Source organism: Flavobacterium anhuiense, from assembly GCF_050990855.1.
Lineage (GTDB): Bacteria > Bacteroidota > Bacteroidia > Flavobacteriales > Flavobacteriaceae > Flavobacterium > Flavobacterium anhuiense_C.
In genome coordinates this window covers 763,277-781,119 of record NZ_CP158861.1, presented here as the reverse complement: position 1 = coordinate 781,119, position 17,843 = coordinate 763,277, and the positions used below count along the sequence as shown (strand labels likewise).

Below are 17,843 nucleotides of genomic sequence, written 5' to 3'. Positions count from 1 at the left end.
AAATATTTCGCTTCTCTGAAGCTCTTCTGTGTGTAGAAATGATATCTATAAATATTTAGCCTCTCTGAGGCTTTTTCCTATAAGGCTTTTTAGTAATAAACCCGAAAGGTTTTAAAACCAGCCGGGTTTCGTGTATGTTTAACTATTCTTTTTCTGAATTTTCTTTTTCTTCAGGCTTTTGAGAATGTTCTTTTTTAAAACTTTCGTACCATTTTTCGATTGATGGATACACAAAAGCAGCGACTTTTTTCACCGGATTATAGAAAATAGATTTATCCAGCGTTTCTTGTTTGGCAAAAGTGTTGTTGAAATTGATCTTTTCGAACAAAGCAATAAAAATACTTAGGATCAGAATGGTTTTTAAAACTCTGAAAAATCCGCCTCCTAATTTGTTCATCCAACCGAGCATAGCAAAATCGGCAATTCCGGTTAAAATTTTGGCTAAGAAATAAACGCCAATTACAACGAGAATAAAAGTTAAGATAAAAGCGGTAATCTGAATATTAGTCGGATTCCAAGAAACATGTTTTGAAATCATTTCGGTCATTAAAGACGAAAATTTAATTGCAAGGTAAATTCCTAATAGCAATGAAATAAAAGAAGCAACTTCTACAAAAAGTCCGTTTTTAATGCCTTTGTATAAACTATAGCATAAAAGCGCACCAACGATAATATCAAAAAAACTCATGTTTGGGTTTGGTGTTTAATGAGGCGCAAAGATATATCTTTTTTTGAGGGACAAAGGCTCAGAGGGACAAAGTGACAAAGGTTTTGGACTTTAAAAGAACTACAAAGCTTCTATATGCATTTTATGTAAAGAGTATTGTATCTTTGCAACTCTAATTTTAGAGTTAGATTGCGATTCTGCCCCCTCAGGATTATATTTTTTAAATCAGCAATCTAAAATCTACAATCAAAAATCATAAATTAAATGTCTAGAGATACACAATTAAAAGAGCGATGGGAAAAGCTCGTTGATATACTTTCAAACCAATTTTCGCAAGGTGAAGATTTAGATTTGGATTCTATAATTTACCTAATAGGAGTTCAGGAATACGGAAAAGTGCACCGTGAATACAAGAAAGACGAAAAACTGAACTTAATGCACATCGCAATCTGTCGATTATTGGAGCCATACGGATTTTACGAATTCGAATATTTTGACGAAGAAGGTTGGCCACATTATAAAATAAAAGAACAATTACCTCCGTTAAAAGCTGGTGAACAATCGGTTTTAATGAAAGAAGCGATTGTAAATTATTTTTTAGAAAGAAAACTTATTGAGTAGTTTTTTAGTGTTCAGTCGCAGTCTCAGTTTTTAGTAACAAGACTGCGACTGAAAACCGCGACTGAAAACTGAAAAAATATGTGCAGATATGCAATGACCATTTATAAACCTCATTATGCCTGCTTTAATTGTCGGAAGACTTTTAAAAGAAGGCTTTTTAGGGATATAAAAATTGGCGAATCCGGTTTTGAAGCCAAATGTCCGCAATGTGGGGAGTTAATGGCAAATATGGGACTGGATTTTGAATCGCCTAAAAAAGACGATTTAAAGAAATGGGAACATATTAAGAGTTTGTTTTCTGTTGGAATTACGTTTCATTCCTGTGGTTGTAGCGGCCCAGGCTATATTCCAAATTCAAAAGAAAAACTGATAGCGTATTTTGAAGAAATGAAAAGTACCTATCTGAAAAATATGGATTTTTGGCGCAATAGAATTGAACCTTCCACTAAAAAAGAAAAAGAACGCGATGCGAATAAAAACTGGCAGGAATTAGGAAAGATTTCCTCTAATTATAAAAAAGAAATAGTTCTAAATCAGGAAGGTTTAGATTATTGGCATGAAAAAGTCAAAAAAATAGAAGAAAAACTAAGTCTAATAAAATAGCTTTGAAGAGACTTAGAAACAGATAATTTATACAGATTTAATAGGCCGTATGGTAATTTAAAGATTCTGTTTTGCAGTTGTGAAGGAAACTTTGAACTTTAAACATTAAACTTTAAACAAAATACTTAAATTTGTATTCTCAAGAACTGAATGAAAATGATAGATAAGATAAAACAACATATAGAGGAAGCCAAAGCCTTTAATGAAAAAAACAAAGAATCTTTAGAACAATTTCGTATTAAATATTTAGGTAGCAAAGGTTTATTAAAAGAACTTTTTACTGAATTTAAAAATATTCCAAACGACCAGAAAAAGGACTTTGGGCAAGTTATAAATACTTTAAAAGCTGTTGCTGAAGAAAAAGTAAGAGTTATTCAGGAAGAACTTGAAAGCAAAGAAGAATCAAAAGGTATTTTTGGAGATTTAACGCGTGCTGCAGAACCTGTAATTATTGGTTCTCGTCACCCAATTTCTATCGTTAAAAATCAAATCATTGATATTTTTGCTAATATCGGATTCAACGTTTCTGAAGGTCCAGAAATCGAAGACGACTGGCATAACTTTACAGCATTAAACTTGCCAGAATATCACCCAGCTCGTGATATGCAAGATACGTTTTTCATTCAGACCAATCCAGATGTGTTGTTGCGTACGCATACATCATCTGTTCAGGTGCGTTATATGGAAAATCATAAACCGCCAATCCGTACGATTTCTCCAGGTCGAGTTTTCCGTAACGAAGCGATTTCATCTCGTTCGCACTGTATTTTCCATCAAGTGGAAGGATTGTACATTGACAAAGATGTTTCTTTCGCCGATTTGAAACAGACGTTGCTTTATTTCACTAAAGAAATGTTCGGAAAATCTAAGATTCGTCTTCGTCCGTCTTATTTCCCATTTACAGAGCCAAGTGCTGAGATTGATATCTATTGGGGATTAAAAACAGAAACCGATTATAGAATTACAAAAGGAACTGGTTGGTTAGAAATTGGAGGTTGCGGAATGGTAGATCCAAACGTTTTGAAAAACTGTGATATCAACCCAGATGAATATAACGGATTCGCTTTTGGAATGGGAGTAGAGCGTATTGCAATGCTTTTATACCAAATTGGAGATATCCGTATGTTCTACGAAAATGATGTTCGTTTCTTAGAGCAATTTAAAGCAAATATATAATTTAAGTCATAAAGTCGTAAAGTCGAAAGTTGAAAGTCTCAAAGCAGGTTTTTGACTTTCGACTTTATGACTTTCAAACTTTCGACTAGTATGAAAAAAGATATAATAATTCCAGAAGTTGAAAACGTCTTTCTAGCTGCAGTGCAGGAATGGAGCGACGATTTTATGGAAAAAGTATGGTACGCTTATTTAGTTAATGACAGTGATTTTAACTTAGACAGCGTAATGGTAGTTTCAAAAGCTTTCGGAACAATTGATGGAGAAATGAAAAAAACATCTATTCTGCGTCATGCTTTTGTTGAGGTTCCTTCTGTTTCTGTAGTAAAGATAGAATTGGTAGAAAAGAGCCTTTTAGCGCTTAATAACGAATTTATGGTAACTTTCTTCATCGGAAATACATTGTACGACAAGAAATTCATTTTCAAAGCCAATTCGCTTGACGAAAACAATACGGAAGAAGTGCCGATTTTGTTTGTTGAAGGGGTGATGGTGAAATAGATTTTTTAAGAAGAAAGAAGCAAGAGAAAAGACTTTTGAAAAATTAGAAGCAAGAAGCAAGAGGAAAGATTTTTCTCTTTGTGTTGAAATAAAAAAAGAGCCAAACTGAAATTCAGTCTTGGCTCTTTCCCTTTATTCTATTTCTAAGAAGTCTTTTTTCTTGCTTCTTTCTATTTTCTCAAAAGCATTAATGTCTTTCCTCTTGCTTCATGCTTCTTCTAGAATCCAATTTTCAAAAATCTTTCCTCTTGCTTTTTTCTTCTATTTGATCTAAAAAGGATTAATCCAAAGACTCCGTCAATTTCTTGAAAACCGTTTTAGCGTCTTTTCCTTCGTATAAAACGGCATAAACAGCGTCGATAATTGGCGTTTTGGCACCGTAACCTTGATTTAGTTTATAAGCGCTTTTTGTTGCGTAATAACCTTCGGCAACCATGCTCATTTCCATCATGGCACTTTTTACGGTGTAACCTTTTCCAATCATATTTCCGAACATTCTATTTCGAGAGAAAACAGAATATCCTGTAACCAATAAATCGCCCAAATAAGCCGAATCATTAATGTTACGCTTCATTTTATGCACTTTTCTAATGAATTTTTTCATTTCGCGAATAGCATTACTCATTAAAACCGATTGGAAGTTATCGCCATAACCTAAACCATGAGCAATTCCGGCAGCAATAGAGTAAATGTTTTTTAGCATTGCCGCATATTCAGTTCCAATAATGTCATCTGAAATTTTTGCTTTGATATAATTTCCAGAAAGTGTCTTTGCTACCGTTTTAGCTTTATCCGGATCACCGCAAGCAATTGTAAGGTACGAAAGTCTTTCTAAAGCCACTTCTTCCGCGTGACAAGGACCTGTAATAACTCCAATATTGTAGTAGGGAATATCGTATTGAATGTGGAAATGTTCGCCGACAATTAAACTAGTTTCAGGAACAATTCCTTTTATAGCAGAAAAAATGATTTTGTCTGACAAAGAAACCGTCATGTTTTTTAATTCGGCATCTAAGAAAGCAGATGGAATTGCAAAAATGATATAATCTGCATATTCTATTGCTTCGTTTATATTATTGGTTAATTTCAGTTTTTTGGTGTCAAATTCAACAGAACTCAAGTAGTTCGGGTTGTGTTTGAATTTCTCGATATGCTCGATTGCGGCATCATTGCGCATGTACCACGAAATTTCAGAAAGATTTACACATAACATTTTTGCAATTGCCGTTGCCCAGCTTCCTCCACCAATCACTGCAAATTTTAAATTTTCGCTCATTATTTTAATAATTTAAAACAAAAGTACTTAATAATGTGCTAATAAAGCAAAATCTGATTTAATAAATTTTGAAAAACACCTTTAATTACAATGACTTCAAGAAGTTTAAGCTTTAAAATATTTTTTAAAATACTATGCAATAAAATAAATCGCTATGCGTTATAACAATTTACAAATTAGAATTTTAATGAATTTAAAAAAAATTGAGTTAGTTAGTTTTGTTTTAGTATTTTGAAAAGGCGTTCCTAAACTTGTTAAGAACGCCTTTTTATTTAAATTCCAATTAAAAAAAATCCAAATTCCAAAATTTAGTTAGTTTTGGAATTTGGATTTTTTTTAAAATTTGGAATTTTATTTAATATGAAAGTTCAACAATAGATCTTACTTTATCTAAAGTTACCAATTGTTTTTCTCCTAAACCATTCCAACCTCTTTCTTCAAAACGTTTTACGATAAAATCGGCTGTGTTAGAATAATCTTCTGTGTATTGAGAAAGTTTAGTGTCCATTCCCATTGTATGGAAAAATTCAACTGTTTTATTGATGGCTTCTTTTGCTACTTCTTCGTCAGAACCTGTCAAGTTGAAAATTCTTCTTCCGTATTGCGCTAGTTTTCCTTTTTTAGTTTCGAACATTACGTTGTATAAACTTGGGCCGATAATCGCCAAAGTTCTTGCGTGATCAATTTCATAAAGCGCTGTCAGTTCATGGCCAATCATGTGCGTTGCCCAATCGCTAGGAACACCTTTTTGGATTAATCCGTTTAAAGCCATTGTACAGCTCCACATAAAATTAGAAGCCAAAGTGTAATCGGTTGGATTTTTTACAATTCCAGGACCAACTTCAATTAAAGTCTGAAGAACGCCTTCTGCAATTCTATCTTGTAAAAAAGCATCGGTTGGATATGTTAAATACTGTTCCATAACGTGTGTGTAAGCATCTACAACACCATTTTCTATTTGTCGTTTTGGTAAAGACGAAATAACTGTCGGATCGCAAATAGAAAATTGTGGGAATAAAGCACTTCCGCCGGAAGATAATTTTTCTTGAGTTGCTTCAATTGTTACTACGTATCCAGAATTCATTTCGCTTCCCGTTGCAGGAAGTGTTAGAACCGTTCCGAATGGCATTGCATTTTCTTTAATCAAAATTCTTTTTTGAAGAATGTCAATTGGATTTCCATCAAAGTTTACGGCTGCCGAAATAAATTTCACGCCATCAATTACAGATCCACCGCCAACAGCCAAAATAAAATTGATTTTTTCAGCTTTGATCACATCAACAGCATTCATTAAAGTCTCAAATCTTGGGTTTGGTTCAATTCCGCCAAATTCTATAATTTCAAAACCTTTGAGATTGTTGATTACCTGATCGTAAATTCCGTTTTTAAAAATACTTCCACCGCCATAAGCCAAAAGTACTTTTGCATCTTTTGGAACTAAAGTAGATAATTTCTCAATTTGTCCTTTTCCGAAAACTAAGTTTGTAGGATTGTATAATTCAAAGTTTAGCATTTTTTTAAGGTTCTAAGATGCTAAGATTCTGAGATTCTAAGTTTTTCTGTTGGAACGTAGATTCTCAGAAACGTAACATGTGATTTATTAATTTTTTTTAGTTGCTGAGTTTATAAGATGCTAAGCTACTAAGTTCTCTAAGTAAAAAACTTAGTAGCTTAGCAACTCAGAATCTTAGCACCTTTACTTTAACTCTTGCAGTAATTTTGCTGCCACCAATTTAGAGGAAGCTGGGTTCTGACCTGTAATTAAAAGGCCGTCTGCTACTGCGTAAGGTTGCCAGTTTGGTCCTTTTGAAAAAATTCCTCCGTTTGAAGAAAGAGCATCTTCCAATAAAAACGGAACTACTTTGGTTAACCCAACGGCTTCTTCTTCCTCATTGGTAAAACCTGTTATTTTTTTGCCTTTTACCAGATATTCTCCGTTCACTTTCACATTTTTTAAAACGGCAGGAGCGTGGCAAACAAAAGCAACTGGTTTGTTGTGTGTGTAGAAAGATTCGATTAAAGCGATGGAACTTCTGTTTTCAACCAAATCCCAAAGCGGACCATGACCTCCTGGATAAAATACCGCATCGTAATCTTTTTGGTTAACGGTAGAAAGTTTCAAAGTGTTTTTTAGTTTTTCCTGTAAAACTTTATCAGCGTCAAAACGTTTTGTGTCTTCGGTTGCTGAAGCTGGGTCGGCACTTTTTGGATCAATCGGTGGCTGACCTCCAAGCGGAGATGCAATTGCAATTTCAACACCTTGATCTAATAGTTCGTAATATGGTGCAGCAAATTCTTCTGACCAGAATCCTGTTTTTTCTCCTGTATTGCCCAGTTTGTCATTGCTGGTAACAACAAATAATACTTTTTTCATATTCTTCTTGTTTGATTTTTGAGCCTCAGCAGAAAGGCTTACGGCTGTAAATGCAGTTATTGCGAATAGTGCTATTTTTTTCATAAATATTAAATTTTGAACAAATTTACGTCTAATGTGATATCAGTAAAAATAAAATAAACTATGTTTGTTATAAATACATTTATATCATGGTAAATCTAGAATGGTACAGAACTTTTAAAGCAGTTTACAAAAACGGTAATTTTTCAGTGGCTGCGAAGGAATTATTTATGAGTCAGCCTGCGGTTAGTCAACAGATTTCAATGCTGGAAGCACACGTGGGAAATAAATTATTTAATCGGAAATCTAAGGGAGTAGAACCAACCGAATACGCTAAGTTACTGAATAATTTGATAATAGACGCGTTGGAAAGGCTTGAAAATGTAGAAACTAGCTTTAGAACAAAAGCAGAAGATGCTGATCGTCTTATTTCAGTTGGTATTTCGCAGCATCTTTTCAGCTGTATTGGCAATCTTTTGATTTCTAAGTTTGATTTGATCGATTTTACTTTTGCAGAAAACGATACGCTTTTTGAATTGGTAGATTCTAAAAAATTGGACTTTGCCATTGTAACAAAGGGATTTGAGACTTTCGATACCAAATATGAAATTGTTGGAAAAATTAAACTGATAATGGTTGCCCCGACAAGTATGGATATAACCGACTTTCGCCAGAAGTTAAAAGCAGATAATTATACCGAAATTGAGCAATGGTTGAACGAACAGAAATGGTATAGTCATGATGCTCGAATTCCACACATCAAATTATTCTGGTTACATGCTTTTAATAAAAAACGACCTTCAATGGTGCCCAATTATATCATCCCATCAGAAGCTGAGATGTTAAGATTACTTTCTAAAAATGAAGGAGTTGCGGTAACTTGGAATTGTAATGCACGAAACCTTATCAAAGAAGATAAATTGCAATTGCTTTGGAATAGTTTTCACGTGCCAGAAGAATTTGTATACTTATTGACGGCGAAAAACAACAATACCAATTCGTTTTTTGATACTATTTCTAAAGAATTAAAACTGTTTTTTGGTAATCGTTTATAAATAATTTTTTTTCTGATTAAACAATTGTTAAATAATCGGAATATTCTCAATGTTTATTTTAGTGCTATTTGATTAAAGATTATCTTTGAAAATATACCCACTAAATTTCCAAATATGAAAAAGATTACTACAGTTTTAATGCTTACTTTGGTATTTGCAGCAAGTATTTCTTGCAGTAAAAAGGATGATGAAGAGATCATCAATTGTTTGGCGGAACAAATCTATATGAAAGTACATAATTCTACAGATGCTACTAATCCTAAATTAATGAATTACTCTGCCACATATAGCGGAACAGGAACTTTAAGTGGTGTAAAATGGAACTATGGAGACGGAACAACTGGTACTGGAGAAACAGTAACGCATACATACAGTGCAGCTGGAACTTATGAAGCTTCTGCTGAAATAACTGTTAAGATAGATGGATCAGAATGTACTTCTATCATTAAAAGACCTGTTACTATAAACTAGAAGATTAGAAAACAAATTAAGAGCCAATTTTGCAATGCGAAATTGGCTCTTTTTATATTTAGAAAATAGGTAATCGTTTATGATTGACCTCATATCTTTTTGATTTTTAAAGGGGTAATTTTGATATATAAAAATTATAAAGATTTTGAATTATGAAAACGATTGCCACAATTTTGATAGTAATTGTCATTGCTTTTACAAGCAATTCATGTAGTAAAGAACTAGAATCTATAGTTGATTGCACAGGAGAATCGGTCTTGGTTAAAATTGAACATAATGTAGATCCTGCCAATTCTAAGCAAATTAATTATTCTTTTAATTACGCTGGTAATGGTACTGTAGAATCTATTATTTGGACATTTGGCGACGGTTCACCTTCAGTAGCTGGAAACGAAGTGTCTCATACTTATAAAGCTTCAGGAAGTTATACCGTTAAGGCTCAGGTGAAAATTAAAAAAGAGGGTAGTTTTTGCGAGTTAACACCGCAGAGAACGCTTTCTATAAACTAAAAAAATAGTTTTAAAAAGAGAGCCAATTTTATAATTTATTGCTTTAGTAATAAATTATAAAATTGGCTCTCTTTCGTTATATTTGTTTCGTTTGATTTAAGATTATGGAAAAATTGCAAAATATTAGAATTGCTGTAGATGCTATTGTTTTTGGTTACAAAAGCAGTGGTTTGTACGTATTATTGATCGAACAGCAATTCGGTTCTTCAGAAAAATATTGGGCTCTGCCAGGTGGATTAGTAAAAGATGATGAATCTTTAAGCGATGCCGTTATTCGAGAATTACAGGAAGAAACCAATGTACAGCTCACTTTTATGGAACAGTTATACACTTTTGGAGATGATATTTACAGAGATTCCAGAAATCGTGTTATTTCGGTTGCCTATTATGCTTTGGTAGATGCTTCAAACTTAGAAATCAAAGCCAATACAGATGCTGAAAGAGTACAATGGTTTAAAATAGATGAAATTCCGCCTTTAGCATTCGATCATAATTTGATTTTAAAGAAAGGAATAGAACGTCTAAAAGCCAAATTGACTTACGAACCAATCGGCTTCGATTTACTTCCAGACAAGTTTTTGTTTTCCGATTTGGAAAACCTTTATTGCACTATTTTAGAAAAAGAAATTGATCGCAGAAACTTCAGAAAAAAAATACTAAGCTTCGGTATTTTAGAGCAAACAGATAATTTTTCGCCTATTAAAAACGGAAGGCCAGCTAAATTATTTCGATTTAATAAATTGAAATATAAAGAGTTAACTTCTAATGGCTTTCACTTCGAAATAAAGTTTGCGTAATTTTTACACAAAATATATTGTTTATTTAAAATTAAACCCTACATTTGCGTATAATTAACGCAAACTAAAAAGCTATGATACTAAATCTCGACCCAAAATTCGCTCCATTTCAAAATCAGGAAGAAATTAAATTTCAAAGTTTTACTTTCTCTGGAGGAGAACCACATATTAAAATCACTCCAGATTTTGATCCAAATAGAAAAGTTACTATTACGCACCGATTAAATTCATTTAACGATTTAGGTTTGTTATGTATTACGGTTGATGCTTTACGCAGAATGGATGTTAAGATTATCGATCTTTTTATTCCATATTTTCCAGCTGCGAGACAAGATCGGGTTATGATTCCTGGCGAACCGCTATCTGTAAAAGTGTATGCTGATATTATTAATGCACTGCAATTGAACAAAGTTTTTGTTTTTGATGCGCATTCTGAAGTGACTCCAGCTTTGTTGAATAACAGTACTGTAATTCCGAATTATACTTTTATCAAAGAAGTTCTAAATAGAATTGGTGAAAAGGTAAAACTGATTTCTCCAGACGGCGGCGCTTTAAAGAAGATTTACAAAGTATCTGAGTTTTTAGGAGGTGTCGAGGTGGTAGAATGCAGTAAAAGCCGTGATGTAAAAACGGGTAAATTATCTGGTTTTAAAGTTTACGAGGATGATTTACAAGGAATAGATTGTTTAATTGTTGATGACATTTGCGACGGAGGCGGAACTTTCGTCGGATTGGCTGAAGAATTAAAAAAGAAAAACGCTGGCAAATTATACTTAGCAGTAAGTCACGGAATTTTCAATAAAGGTTTTGAAGTTTTAAATTGCTTTGATGGCATTTTCACAACCAATTCTTTTAAAGATTTTGATGGCGAAAGTGTTCAAGTGATTAAGCTTGAAGCTTTAATTTAAATGTTTCAGGTTTCAGGTTTCAAGTTTCAAGTTCTCTGTAACGCAAATCGGAAACAAAGAAAATCTACTAAATATTTCAAGTTAAAAACAGTTTTTAAGTTCAGCGAAAAACTTGAAACCTAAAACTTGAAACAAAAACACTAAAAAAGTGAAATACAATATAGATACCCTTGCACCAGAAAGTAGGTTTATATTTTTCTGGGGACATCAGCCAAATAAAGACGGAAAAATTGTCAAAACTTGTTTCAGTCAATGGTGGTTAAGTTCTTTCGAAGTTGAAGGCATAACATATAAAACTGCCGAACATTGGATGATGGCTAAGAAAGCGGAATTGTTTAACGACCAAGAAATTTTAGCTAAGATTTTGGAATGTAAATCTCCAGCAGAAGCCAAAAAATTAGGTAGAGAAGTTAAAAATTATGTTGATACGATTTGGTTAGAAAACCGATATGAAATCGTAAAACAAGGAAACTATCACAAATTTAGTCAAAATGCTGATTTGAAAACGTTTTTATTAAACACCAATGATCGAATTATTGTCGAAGCAAGTCCAGTAGATCCAATTTGGGGAATCGGAATGGCAGAAGATCATAAAGATGTTCTAAAGCCAGAATCTTGGAAAGGATTGAATCTTTTAGGTTTTGCTTTGATGGAAGTGAGGGATGAATTAAGATAATTATCATGAAAATTGAATTATTAAAAGCAGATATAACAGAAGTGCAGGTTGATGCAATAGTAAATGCAGCAAATACTTCTTTACTTGGTGGCGGGGGTGTTGACGGGGCGATTCATCGAAAAGGAGGAAAAGCAATTTTAGACGAATGCGTGCAAATTAGAAATAAGCAAGGTGGTTGCAAAACTGGTGAAGCTGTAATTACAACGGCAGGAAATCTTCCTTCTAAATATGTTATCCATACTGTCGGTCCAGTTTGGAATGGCGATAAAGAAGAAAAATCAAAATTGCTGGCAGATTGTTACAGGAAGAGTTTAACTCTTGCTGTAGAAAATGGAATTAAAACAATTGCTTTTCCAAATATAAGTACAGGAATTTATCATTTTCCGAAAGAGAAAGCAGCTGAAATTGCGGTAAAAGCGGTAAAAGATTTTGAAAGAATTTCAGAGATAGAAAAAGTGCTTTTTGTTTGTTTTGATGATGAAAATTATCAGATTTATAAAAGCATTTTGTAGTTGTTCCGCTAGGAACATCTCGTCGGTAGAAAAAAATAGATTAATTGAATTTACGTTCCGTAGGAACGTTTGATTGGCAAAAAAATGGATGAAAAAATAGCAAAAAGCGTCAGCAAATTTTTAAGTCTGGTGCTTCGACATTCGCCTGAAACAATCGGATTAAAATTGGACGAAAATGGATGGGCAGATGTAGAGGAGTTAATTATAAAATGCAATAAAAAAGAAAGCCAGAATCAGATGACGGTCGAACTTTTGGATTATGTTGTAGAGAATAATGATAAAAAGCGTTTTGCTTTTAATGAAGACAAAACCAAAATCCGCGCAAGTCAAGGGCATTCCATTTCGGTTGAATTAAATCTGACAGAAACAGAACCTTTAGAATATTTATATCATGGAACGGTTGGAAAATTTATGGAAAACATTCGAAAAGAGGGTTTGAAAAAAATGAGTCGTCAGCACGTGCATTTAAGCAAAGACAAAGAAACAGCAACAAAAGTAGGAAGTAGAAGAGGAGTGCCACAGATTTTAACCGTTAGAAGCGGAGCGATGTACAGAGACGGATTTAAGTTTTATTTATCCGAAAATAATGTCTGGCTAACTGATGAGGTTCCGGCGAAATACATTGAATTTTAAAACAACAATAACAGCCTTAAATTATAAATTATGAATCCACTATTATTAACCGACGGTTACAAAGTTGACCATAGAAGACAATACCCAGACGGAACTACAATTGTATATTCTAACTGGACACCAAGAAAATCAAGAATAGAGACTGTTGATGAAGTGATCTTTTTCGGATTGCAGTATTTCATCAAAAAATATATTATTCATGACTTCGAAGAGTATTTTTTCAAGAAACCAAAAGAAGAAGTAGTTAAAAAATACGCTCGCAGAATCAATAATTATTTGGGCGAAAACCAAGTTGGAACAAAACATATCGAAGATTTACACGATTTAGGGTATATTCCGATGGTTTTTAAAGCTTTACCAGAAGGAGCGAGTGTTCCTTTACGAGTTCCAATGTTTACGATGTATAATACAATTCCAGAGTTTTTCTGGTTGACGAATTATTTCGAAACGTTACTTTCTGCAGTAGTTTGGTTGCCTTGTAACTCGGCTACAATCGCAAAAGAATATAGAAAAGTATTAGACAAATATGCGGCAGAGACATCTTCTGTTCCAGAGTTTGTAGATTGGCAAGCGCACGATTTCTCAATGAGAGGAATGGGCGGCATCGAAGCGGCTTTAACTTCTGCAGCTGGACATTTATTGAGTTTTACAGGTTCTGATACAATTCCAGCAATTGATTTTTTAGAAGAATATTACAATGCCAATTCAGATCAGGAATTGGTTGCAGGTTCAGTTGCAGCAACAGAGCACTCCGTGATGTGTATGGGAACAACTGAAGGCGAGTACGAAACTTTCAAAAGATTAATTACTGAGGTATATCCAAAAGGAATTGTTTCGATCGTTTCTGATACTTGGGATTTATGGAAAGTGCTAACCGATTATCTTCCAAGACTAAAAGAAGAAATTGTTTCAAGAGAAGGTAAAGTTGTAATTCGTCCTGACAGTGGTGATCCTGTAGATATCATCTGTGGAAATCCAAACGGAAAAACAGAACAAGAGAAAAAAGGAGTTATCGAACTACTTTGGGATGTTTTTGGCGGAACTACAAATGCTAAAGGATTCAAAGAATTGGTTCCGCAAATTGGAGCCATTTATGGAGACAGTATTACAGTAGCAAGAGCAATTCAAATCTGCGAAAGATTAAAAGAAAAAGGATTTGCTTCTACCAATGTCGTTTTAGGAATCGGATCTTTCACTTATCAATATAATACCAGAGATACTTTCGGATTTGCGATGAAAGCAACTTACGGAGAAGTAAACGGAGAGGGAAGAGCAATCTTCAAAGATCCGATTACAGATGATGGAACTAAAAAATCGGCTAAAGGATTAATGAAAATTGATTTAATTGACGGGAAATATCATTTAACGGATAATGTTTCTTGGGAAGAAGAAAAAAAAGGTGAATTGAAGGAAGTTTTTAGAGACGGAAAACTTTTGGTTGATCAATCGCTGAGTGAAATCAGAACAAGAGTAAAAAGCGAAGTAAGCATCGAAGCTTAATTATAACAAAAAGCCTGAATTTAAGATTCAGGCTTTTTTTATGATTCAGATTTTTACGCTCTATTTGTCATTTCGACGAAGGAGAAATCTCCGTGAGTGGCTCCACAAAGTATGTCAATCTTTGTCGATTTAGCAACGAAGATTTCTCCTGCGTCGAAATGACAAGATTGCGTACAATTGGAATGAATTGCCTCCAGTTTTAACTGGAGGTAAAAAGTGTTGATTTCTACATCGGCTTTAGCCAAACTGTCGCAATTTGGGCTAAAGCCATATATTGCTAAAAAATAAAAAACCTCCAGCTAAAGCAGGAGGCAATTCATTTTTTTTACTTCTTATAAAAATTATTATGATCAATATACTCCCAAACCTTCGGAGGAAGTAACGGCTGAATATTTTTCCCTTCTTTAATATTGTTTCTAATAAAAGTTGAAGAAATCTCTACAATTGGAGCATCGATGATATGAATTTTTGGATGCGATTTTAATTCCACATTTTCAGGTTCGTCAGAAATTCTTGGATACACATAAATATCATGATTTTCTAGGATCACTTCGTAGTTTTTCCATTTATGAAGCGTTTTCAGATTGTCTTCGCCCATAATTAACGAAAACTCATGATTTGGATATTTCTCTTGTAAATGCGCGAGTGTGATAACGGTATAACTCGGTTGGGGTAATTTAAACTCGATATCAGACGGTTTTATTTTTGGGTAATCTTCTGTTGCCAGAAAAACCATTTGCAAGCGCTGCTGATCGTCTAATAAAGTCGATTTCTTTTTTAACGGATTATGAGGCGTAACCACCATCCAAATCTGATCTAAATCGGCATATTCTGCCATGTGATTGGCAATTATTAAATGGCCAACGTGTATAGGATTATAAGTTCCGAAATAAAGACCTATTTTCATTTTCTTGAGTTTCACAGAGAGTCGCTAAGATAGCACAAAGATTCGCAAAGTTTTAAAAAAAACTTCGCGAATCTCTGTGTTTTTGCTTTGTGTATCTCGGCGGAATAAAGTTACTTGTTTATGAAATTCTTTACCAATTGATGTGCTTCTTCAAGCGCAACTTCTAAATCATAATTTTTGATAATTACGTCAAACTGAGGAGCTGTTGCCAATTCTACAGAAGCTTTTGCGATACGCATATTGATTTTGTCTTCGCTTTCTGTAGAACGTTGTTTTAATCGGCGTTTTAATTCGTCAACACTTGGAGGTTTCACAAAAACCGCTAAAGTTTCTTCTGGAAATTTATGTTTAATACGAAGACCGCCAACCACGTCAATGTCAAAAATGACATTTTTTCCTAAAGCCCAGATTCTTTCAATCTCCGATTTTAAAGTTCCGTAAAAGTTGTCGCGGTACACTTCTTCCCATTCCAAGAAATCCTCTGCTTTAATGTGCTTTTTAAATTCTTCTAACGAAATGAAATAATAATCCTTTCCGTGAACTTCTTCACCACGTGGTGCACGTGATGCTGCCGAAATCGAAAATTCAAGATTTAAATCTTCTTGGCCTAATAAATGTTTTACGATAGTTGTTTTTCCCGATCCTGAAGGTGCCGAAAAAACAATTAATTTTCCTTTGTTCATTAATTTTATGCTTTAAGCTTTAAGCAATATGCCTTAAGCTTTTTATTTGAAGTCTTTAATTTGCCTATAGCCTAAAGCTTATTGCTTACAGCTATTACAAAACGTTTAATACTTGTTCTTTAATCTTCTCCAATTCATCCTTCATCATCACGACCAATTTCTGCATTTGCGCATGATTCGATTTAGAACCCATTGTATTGATTTCACGTCCCATTTCTTGAGTGATAAAACCAAGTTTACGTCCGTTAGCTTCATTTCCGTTCAGAGTTTCTAAAAAGTAATCTAAATGGTTTCCTAAACGGACTTTTTCTTCGGTGATATCTAATTTTTCTAAATAATAGATTAATTCTTGCTCAAAACGGTTTTCATCGACATTTACCTGTAATTCTGAAATTGCAGTTTGCAAACGATCCTTAATTGCTTGTATGCGTTCTGGATCAAGTGCTAGTGTATCGTTCATATACTGACGGATATTTCCAATTCGTAAGTTGAATTCTTTTTCAAGAGATTCCCCTTCATCTTTACGGAAGCTTAAAATGTTTTGTAGCGCTTCTTCAATAATAGTTTGAATTTGCTCCCAATCATTTTCGTCAATTTCTTCACGTTCTGTCTTTAATGTATCTGGCATGCGAACAGCCATTTTCATTAGTTCCGTTTCATCGGCATCAGCGTAAACTTCTCTCAATTGAGCAATATAGCCTTTTACAACAGGTACGTTTACTTTGGTTGAAGTTTGTTCTGCAGTGCTTTCCACATAGATTGCAAAATCAATTTTTCCTCTTTCTAGTTTGGTTGAGATTTGAGTTCGTAATCCAAGTTCCATTTCGCGGTAAAGCGATGGCATTCTTACATTCAAATCTAAACCTTTACTGTTTAGGGATTTTACTTCAACGGTAATTTTCTTTGTAGGCAATTGCAAAGAAGCTTTGCCAAACCCTGTCATAGATTGTATCATATAATTGAGTATAAAGGCGCAAAGATAATTAAAAGTTTAATGCTTTGCGTTGTAAATTGTGAATCAGTTTTATAGATCAAAATTTACGGTTATTCTTACGATAATGCGTTTATAACTTCAGCTACATTTTTTTGGCTGTTGCCGATGTATATTTTTCCGTCGATAATAAAAACCGGACGGCTTAAGAAAGTATAATGCTCTAAAATGTATTTTTTAAAATCGGCCTCAGTCAATGATTTGTCTTTTAGTCCCATTGATTTGTACAATTGTGCTTTCTTACTAAATAAAGCTTCATAACTTCCAGAAAGCTTGTGCATTTCTTCTAGCTGTTCTTCTGTGATAGGTTCTTGTCTGATGTCTTGAAAAACAAGATTGTTTTCGGGTAAGCTTTTAATGATTTTACGACAAGTGTCGCATGAAGCTAAGTAGTATATTTTGTCCATTATTTTATGAATTTGTTAGAATACAAAGAAAATCCATTTGAAGCGTAAAAATGATTAATTTTAGAAAAAAAATAAAATTATGAGTTCAGTTTTTGATGTCCAGAAGACAATTAGAGAAATTCTTTTGAAAATCTTAGATAGCCATTCATTAGAGGAATTAAATAAAGTTCCTGATGGTTTCAATAACAATATTATTTGGAATATTGGACATTGTATTTCTTCGCAACAGGTTTTAGTTTATAAATTATCGGGTCTTCCAACAATAGTTTCTGAAGAATTTATTGCCAAATACAGAAAAGGAACCAAACCAGAAGGAGATGTCTCTCAAGCTGAGGTTGAAGAGATTAAAACATTGCTTTCGACAACATTAGAAAAAACAAAAAATGATTTTGAAAGCGGACTTTTTGTAGATTATCATGAATATACTACAAGTCTAGGATTTACGCTTAGTCATGTTCAAGGAGCCTTAGATTTTAATAATTATCACGAAGGACTTCATACGGGAGTTATAATGGCATTGCGAAAATTGGTTTAAATAAAAATGCCCCAAATAGTGTC

General features: G+C 33.7%; 23 protein-coding genes. 14 read left to right on the top strand and 9 right to left on the bottom strand.

Features of this window, described 5'->3' with window-relative positions; genetic code table 11:
* Nucleotides 1–142: 142 nt before the first annotated feature.
* Nucleotides 143–688, bottom strand: coding sequence for a CvpA family protein (locus ABTV69_RS03725; protein ID WP_433834337.1), 546 nt, complete (start codon nucleotides 686–688; stop codon nucleotides 143–145).
* Between the two features lie 243 nt (nucleotides 689–931).
* Here ABTV69_RS03725 and ABTV69_RS03720 point away from each other — a divergent pair, with 243 nt between their 5' ends.
* The 4 genes from ABTV69_RS03720 (at nucleotide 932) to ABTV69_RS03705 (ending at nucleotide 3,565) form a co-directional block, all read left to right on the top strand.
* Nucleotides 932–1,288, top strand: coding sequence for a hypothetical protein (locus tag ABTV69_RS03720; RefSeq protein ID WP_144216869.1), 357 nt, complete (start codon nucleotides 932–934; stop codon nucleotides 1,286–1,288).
* 219 nt (nucleotides 1,289–1,507) lie between these two features.
* Nucleotides 1,508–1,891 (top strand): hypothetical protein, encoded by a 384-nt coding sequence (locus ABTV69_RS03715; protein ID WP_433834336.1) that lies wholly within the window; start codon nucleotides 1,508–1,510, stop codon nucleotides 1,889–1,891.
* Nucleotides 1,892–2,047: 156 nt separating this feature from the next.
* Nucleotides 2,048–3,067: a phenylalanine--tRNA ligase subunit alpha gene (locus tag ABTV69_RS03710; protein WP_198855280.1), complete on the top strand. Its 1,020-nt coding sequence runs from the start codon at nucleotides 2,048–2,050 to the stop codon at nucleotides 3,065–3,067.
* A gap of 90 nt (nucleotides 3,068–3,157) precedes the next feature.
* Complete coding sequence (locus tag ABTV69_RS03705) at nucleotides 3,158–3,565, top strand: hypothetical protein (protein WP_008465394.1); 408 nt, start codon at nucleotides 3,158–3,160, stop codon at nucleotides 3,563–3,565.
* Between the two features lie 280 nt (nucleotides 3,566–3,845).
* Here the strand turns inward: ABTV69_RS03705 and ABTV69_RS03700 are convergent, their stop codons facing one another.
* The 3 genes from ABTV69_RS03700 to ABTV69_RS03690 form a co-directional block, all read right to left on the bottom strand.
* On the bottom strand, nucleotides 3,846–4,841 hold the full coding sequence (locus tag ABTV69_RS03700; protein WP_111287351.1) for an NAD(P)H-dependent glycerol-3-phosphate dehydrogenase: 996 nt from the start codon (nucleotides 4,839–4,841) through the stop codon (nucleotides 3,846–3,848).
* 355 nt (nucleotides 4,842–5,196) lie between these two features.
* Nucleotides 5,197–6,354, bottom strand: coding sequence for an iron-containing alcohol dehydrogenase (locus ABTV69_RS03695; protein ID WP_433834335.1), 1,158 nt, complete (start codon nucleotides 6,352–6,354; stop codon nucleotides 5,197–5,199).
* A 183-nt stretch (nucleotides 6,355–6,537) separates the two neighbouring features.
* Entirely contained in the window at nucleotides 6,538–7,299 is a 762-nt protein-coding gene (locus ABTV69_RS03690; RefSeq protein ID WP_433834334.1) for a type 1 glutamine amidotransferase domain-containing protein, read from the bottom strand.
* 86 nt (nucleotides 7,300–7,385) lie between these two features.
* Here ABTV69_RS03690 and ABTV69_RS03685 point away from each other — a divergent pair, with 86 nt between their 5' ends.
* The 9 genes from ABTV69_RS03685 to ABTV69_RS03645 all read left to right on the top strand — a co-directional run bounded on the left by ABTV69_RS03685 (nucleotide 7,386) and on the right by ABTV69_RS03645 (nucleotide 14,297).
* The gene (locus tag ABTV69_RS03685; RefSeq protein WP_433834333.1) at nucleotides 7,386–8,291 is read left to right on the top strand and encodes a LysR family transcriptional regulator; all 906 of its coding nucleotides are present in this window, start codon (nucleotides 7,386–7,388) and stop codon (nucleotides 8,289–8,291) included.
* A gap of 114 nt (nucleotides 8,292–8,405) precedes the next feature.
* Nucleotides 8,406–8,762, top strand: coding sequence for a PKD domain-containing protein (locus ABTV69_RS03680; RefSeq protein ID WP_433834332.1), 357 nt, complete (start codon nucleotides 8,406–8,408; stop codon nucleotides 8,760–8,762).
* A gap of 152 nt (nucleotides 8,763–8,914) precedes the next feature.
* Nucleotides 8,915–9,271 carry a PKD domain-containing protein gene (locus ABTV69_RS03675; protein ID WP_433834331.1) on the top strand — a complete coding sequence of 119 codons (357 nt, stop codon included), beginning with the start codon at nucleotides 8,915–8,917 and terminating at the stop codon, nucleotides 9,269–9,271.
* Between the two features lie 104 nt (nucleotides 9,272–9,375).
* Nucleotides 9,376–10,068 carry an NUDIX hydrolase gene (locus ABTV69_RS03670; RefSeq protein ID WP_433834330.1) on the top strand — a complete coding sequence of 231 codons (693 nt, stop codon included), beginning with the start codon at nucleotides 9,376–9,378 and terminating at the stop codon, nucleotides 10,066–10,068.
* 74 nt (nucleotides 10,069–10,142) lie between these two features.
* Nucleotides 10,143–10,976, top strand: coding sequence for a ribose-phosphate diphosphokinase (gene prs / locus ABTV69_RS03665; RefSeq protein WP_433834329.1), 834 nt, complete (start codon nucleotides 10,143–10,145; stop codon nucleotides 10,974–10,976).
* A gap of 148 nt (nucleotides 10,977–11,124) precedes the next feature.
* A complete protein-coding gene (locus tag ABTV69_RS03660; RefSeq protein ID WP_433834328.1) occupies nucleotides 11,125–11,652 on the top strand; it encodes an NADAR family protein in 528 nt (175 codons plus the stop codon).
* Between the two features lie 5 nt (nucleotides 11,653–11,657).
* Nucleotides 11,658–12,164 carry an O-acetyl-ADP-ribose deacetylase gene (locus ABTV69_RS03655; protein ID WP_433834327.1) on the top strand — a complete coding sequence of 169 codons (507 nt, stop codon included), beginning with the start codon at nucleotides 11,658–11,660 and terminating at the stop codon, nucleotides 12,162–12,164.
* An 84-nt stretch (nucleotides 12,165–12,248) separates the two neighbouring features.
* The gene (locus tag ABTV69_RS03650; RefSeq protein WP_433834326.1) at nucleotides 12,249–12,797 is read left to right on the top strand and encodes an RNA 2'-phosphotransferase; all 549 of its coding nucleotides are present in this window, start codon (nucleotides 12,249–12,251) and stop codon (nucleotides 12,795–12,797) included.
* A gap of 30 nt (nucleotides 12,798–12,827) precedes the next feature.
* The gene (locus ABTV69_RS03645; protein WP_433834325.1) at nucleotides 12,828–14,297 is read left to right on the top strand and encodes a nicotinate phosphoribosyltransferase; all 1,470 of its coding nucleotides are present in this window, start codon (nucleotides 12,828–12,830) and stop codon (nucleotides 14,295–14,297) included.
* A gap of 53 nt (nucleotides 14,298–14,350) precedes the next feature.
* Here ABTV69_RS03645 and ABTV69_RS03640 read toward each other — a convergent pair whose 3' ends face one another.
* From ABTV69_RS03640 to ABTV69_RS03620, 5 genes are all read right to left on the bottom strand, one after another.
* Nucleotides 14,351–14,542: a hypothetical protein gene (locus ABTV69_RS03640; RefSeq protein ID WP_433834324.1), complete on the bottom strand. Its 192-nt coding sequence runs from the start codon at nucleotides 14,540–14,542 to the stop codon at nucleotides 14,351–14,353.
* A gap of 80 nt (nucleotides 14,543–14,622) precedes the next feature.
* Nucleotides 14,623–15,204 carry a nicotinate (nicotinamide) nucleotide adenylyltransferase gene (gene nadD / locus ABTV69_RS03635; protein WP_433834323.1) on the bottom strand — a complete coding sequence of 194 codons (582 nt, stop codon included), beginning with the start codon at nucleotides 15,202–15,204 and terminating at the stop codon, nucleotides 14,623–14,625.
* Between the two features lie 110 nt (nucleotides 15,205–15,314).
* Entirely contained in the window at nucleotides 15,315–15,887 is a 573-nt protein-coding gene (gmk, locus tag ABTV69_RS03630) for a guanylate kinase (protein WP_433834322.1), read from the bottom strand.
* 94 nt (nucleotides 15,888–15,981) lie between these two features.
* Nucleotides 15,982–16,842, bottom strand: a complete 861-nt coding sequence (locus ABTV69_RS03625) for a YicC/YloC family endoribonuclease (protein ID WP_433834321.1) — start codon at nucleotides 16,840–16,842, stop codon at nucleotides 15,982–15,984.
* 95 nt (nucleotides 16,843–16,937) lie between these two features.
* A complete protein-coding gene (locus ABTV69_RS03620; protein ID WP_433834320.1) occupies nucleotides 16,938–17,285 on the bottom strand; it encodes an arsenate reductase family protein in 348 nt (115 codons plus the stop codon).
* Between the two features lie 79 nt (nucleotides 17,286–17,364).
* On the opposite strand from ABTV69_RS03620, the gene ABTV69_RS03615 reads away from it, so the two are divergent.
* Complete coding sequence (locus ABTV69_RS03615; RefSeq protein ID WP_433834319.1) at nucleotides 17,365–17,820, top strand: DinB family protein; 456 nt, start codon at nucleotides 17,365–17,367, stop codon at nucleotides 17,818–17,820.
* Nucleotides 17,821–17,843 lie beyond the last annotated feature (23 nt).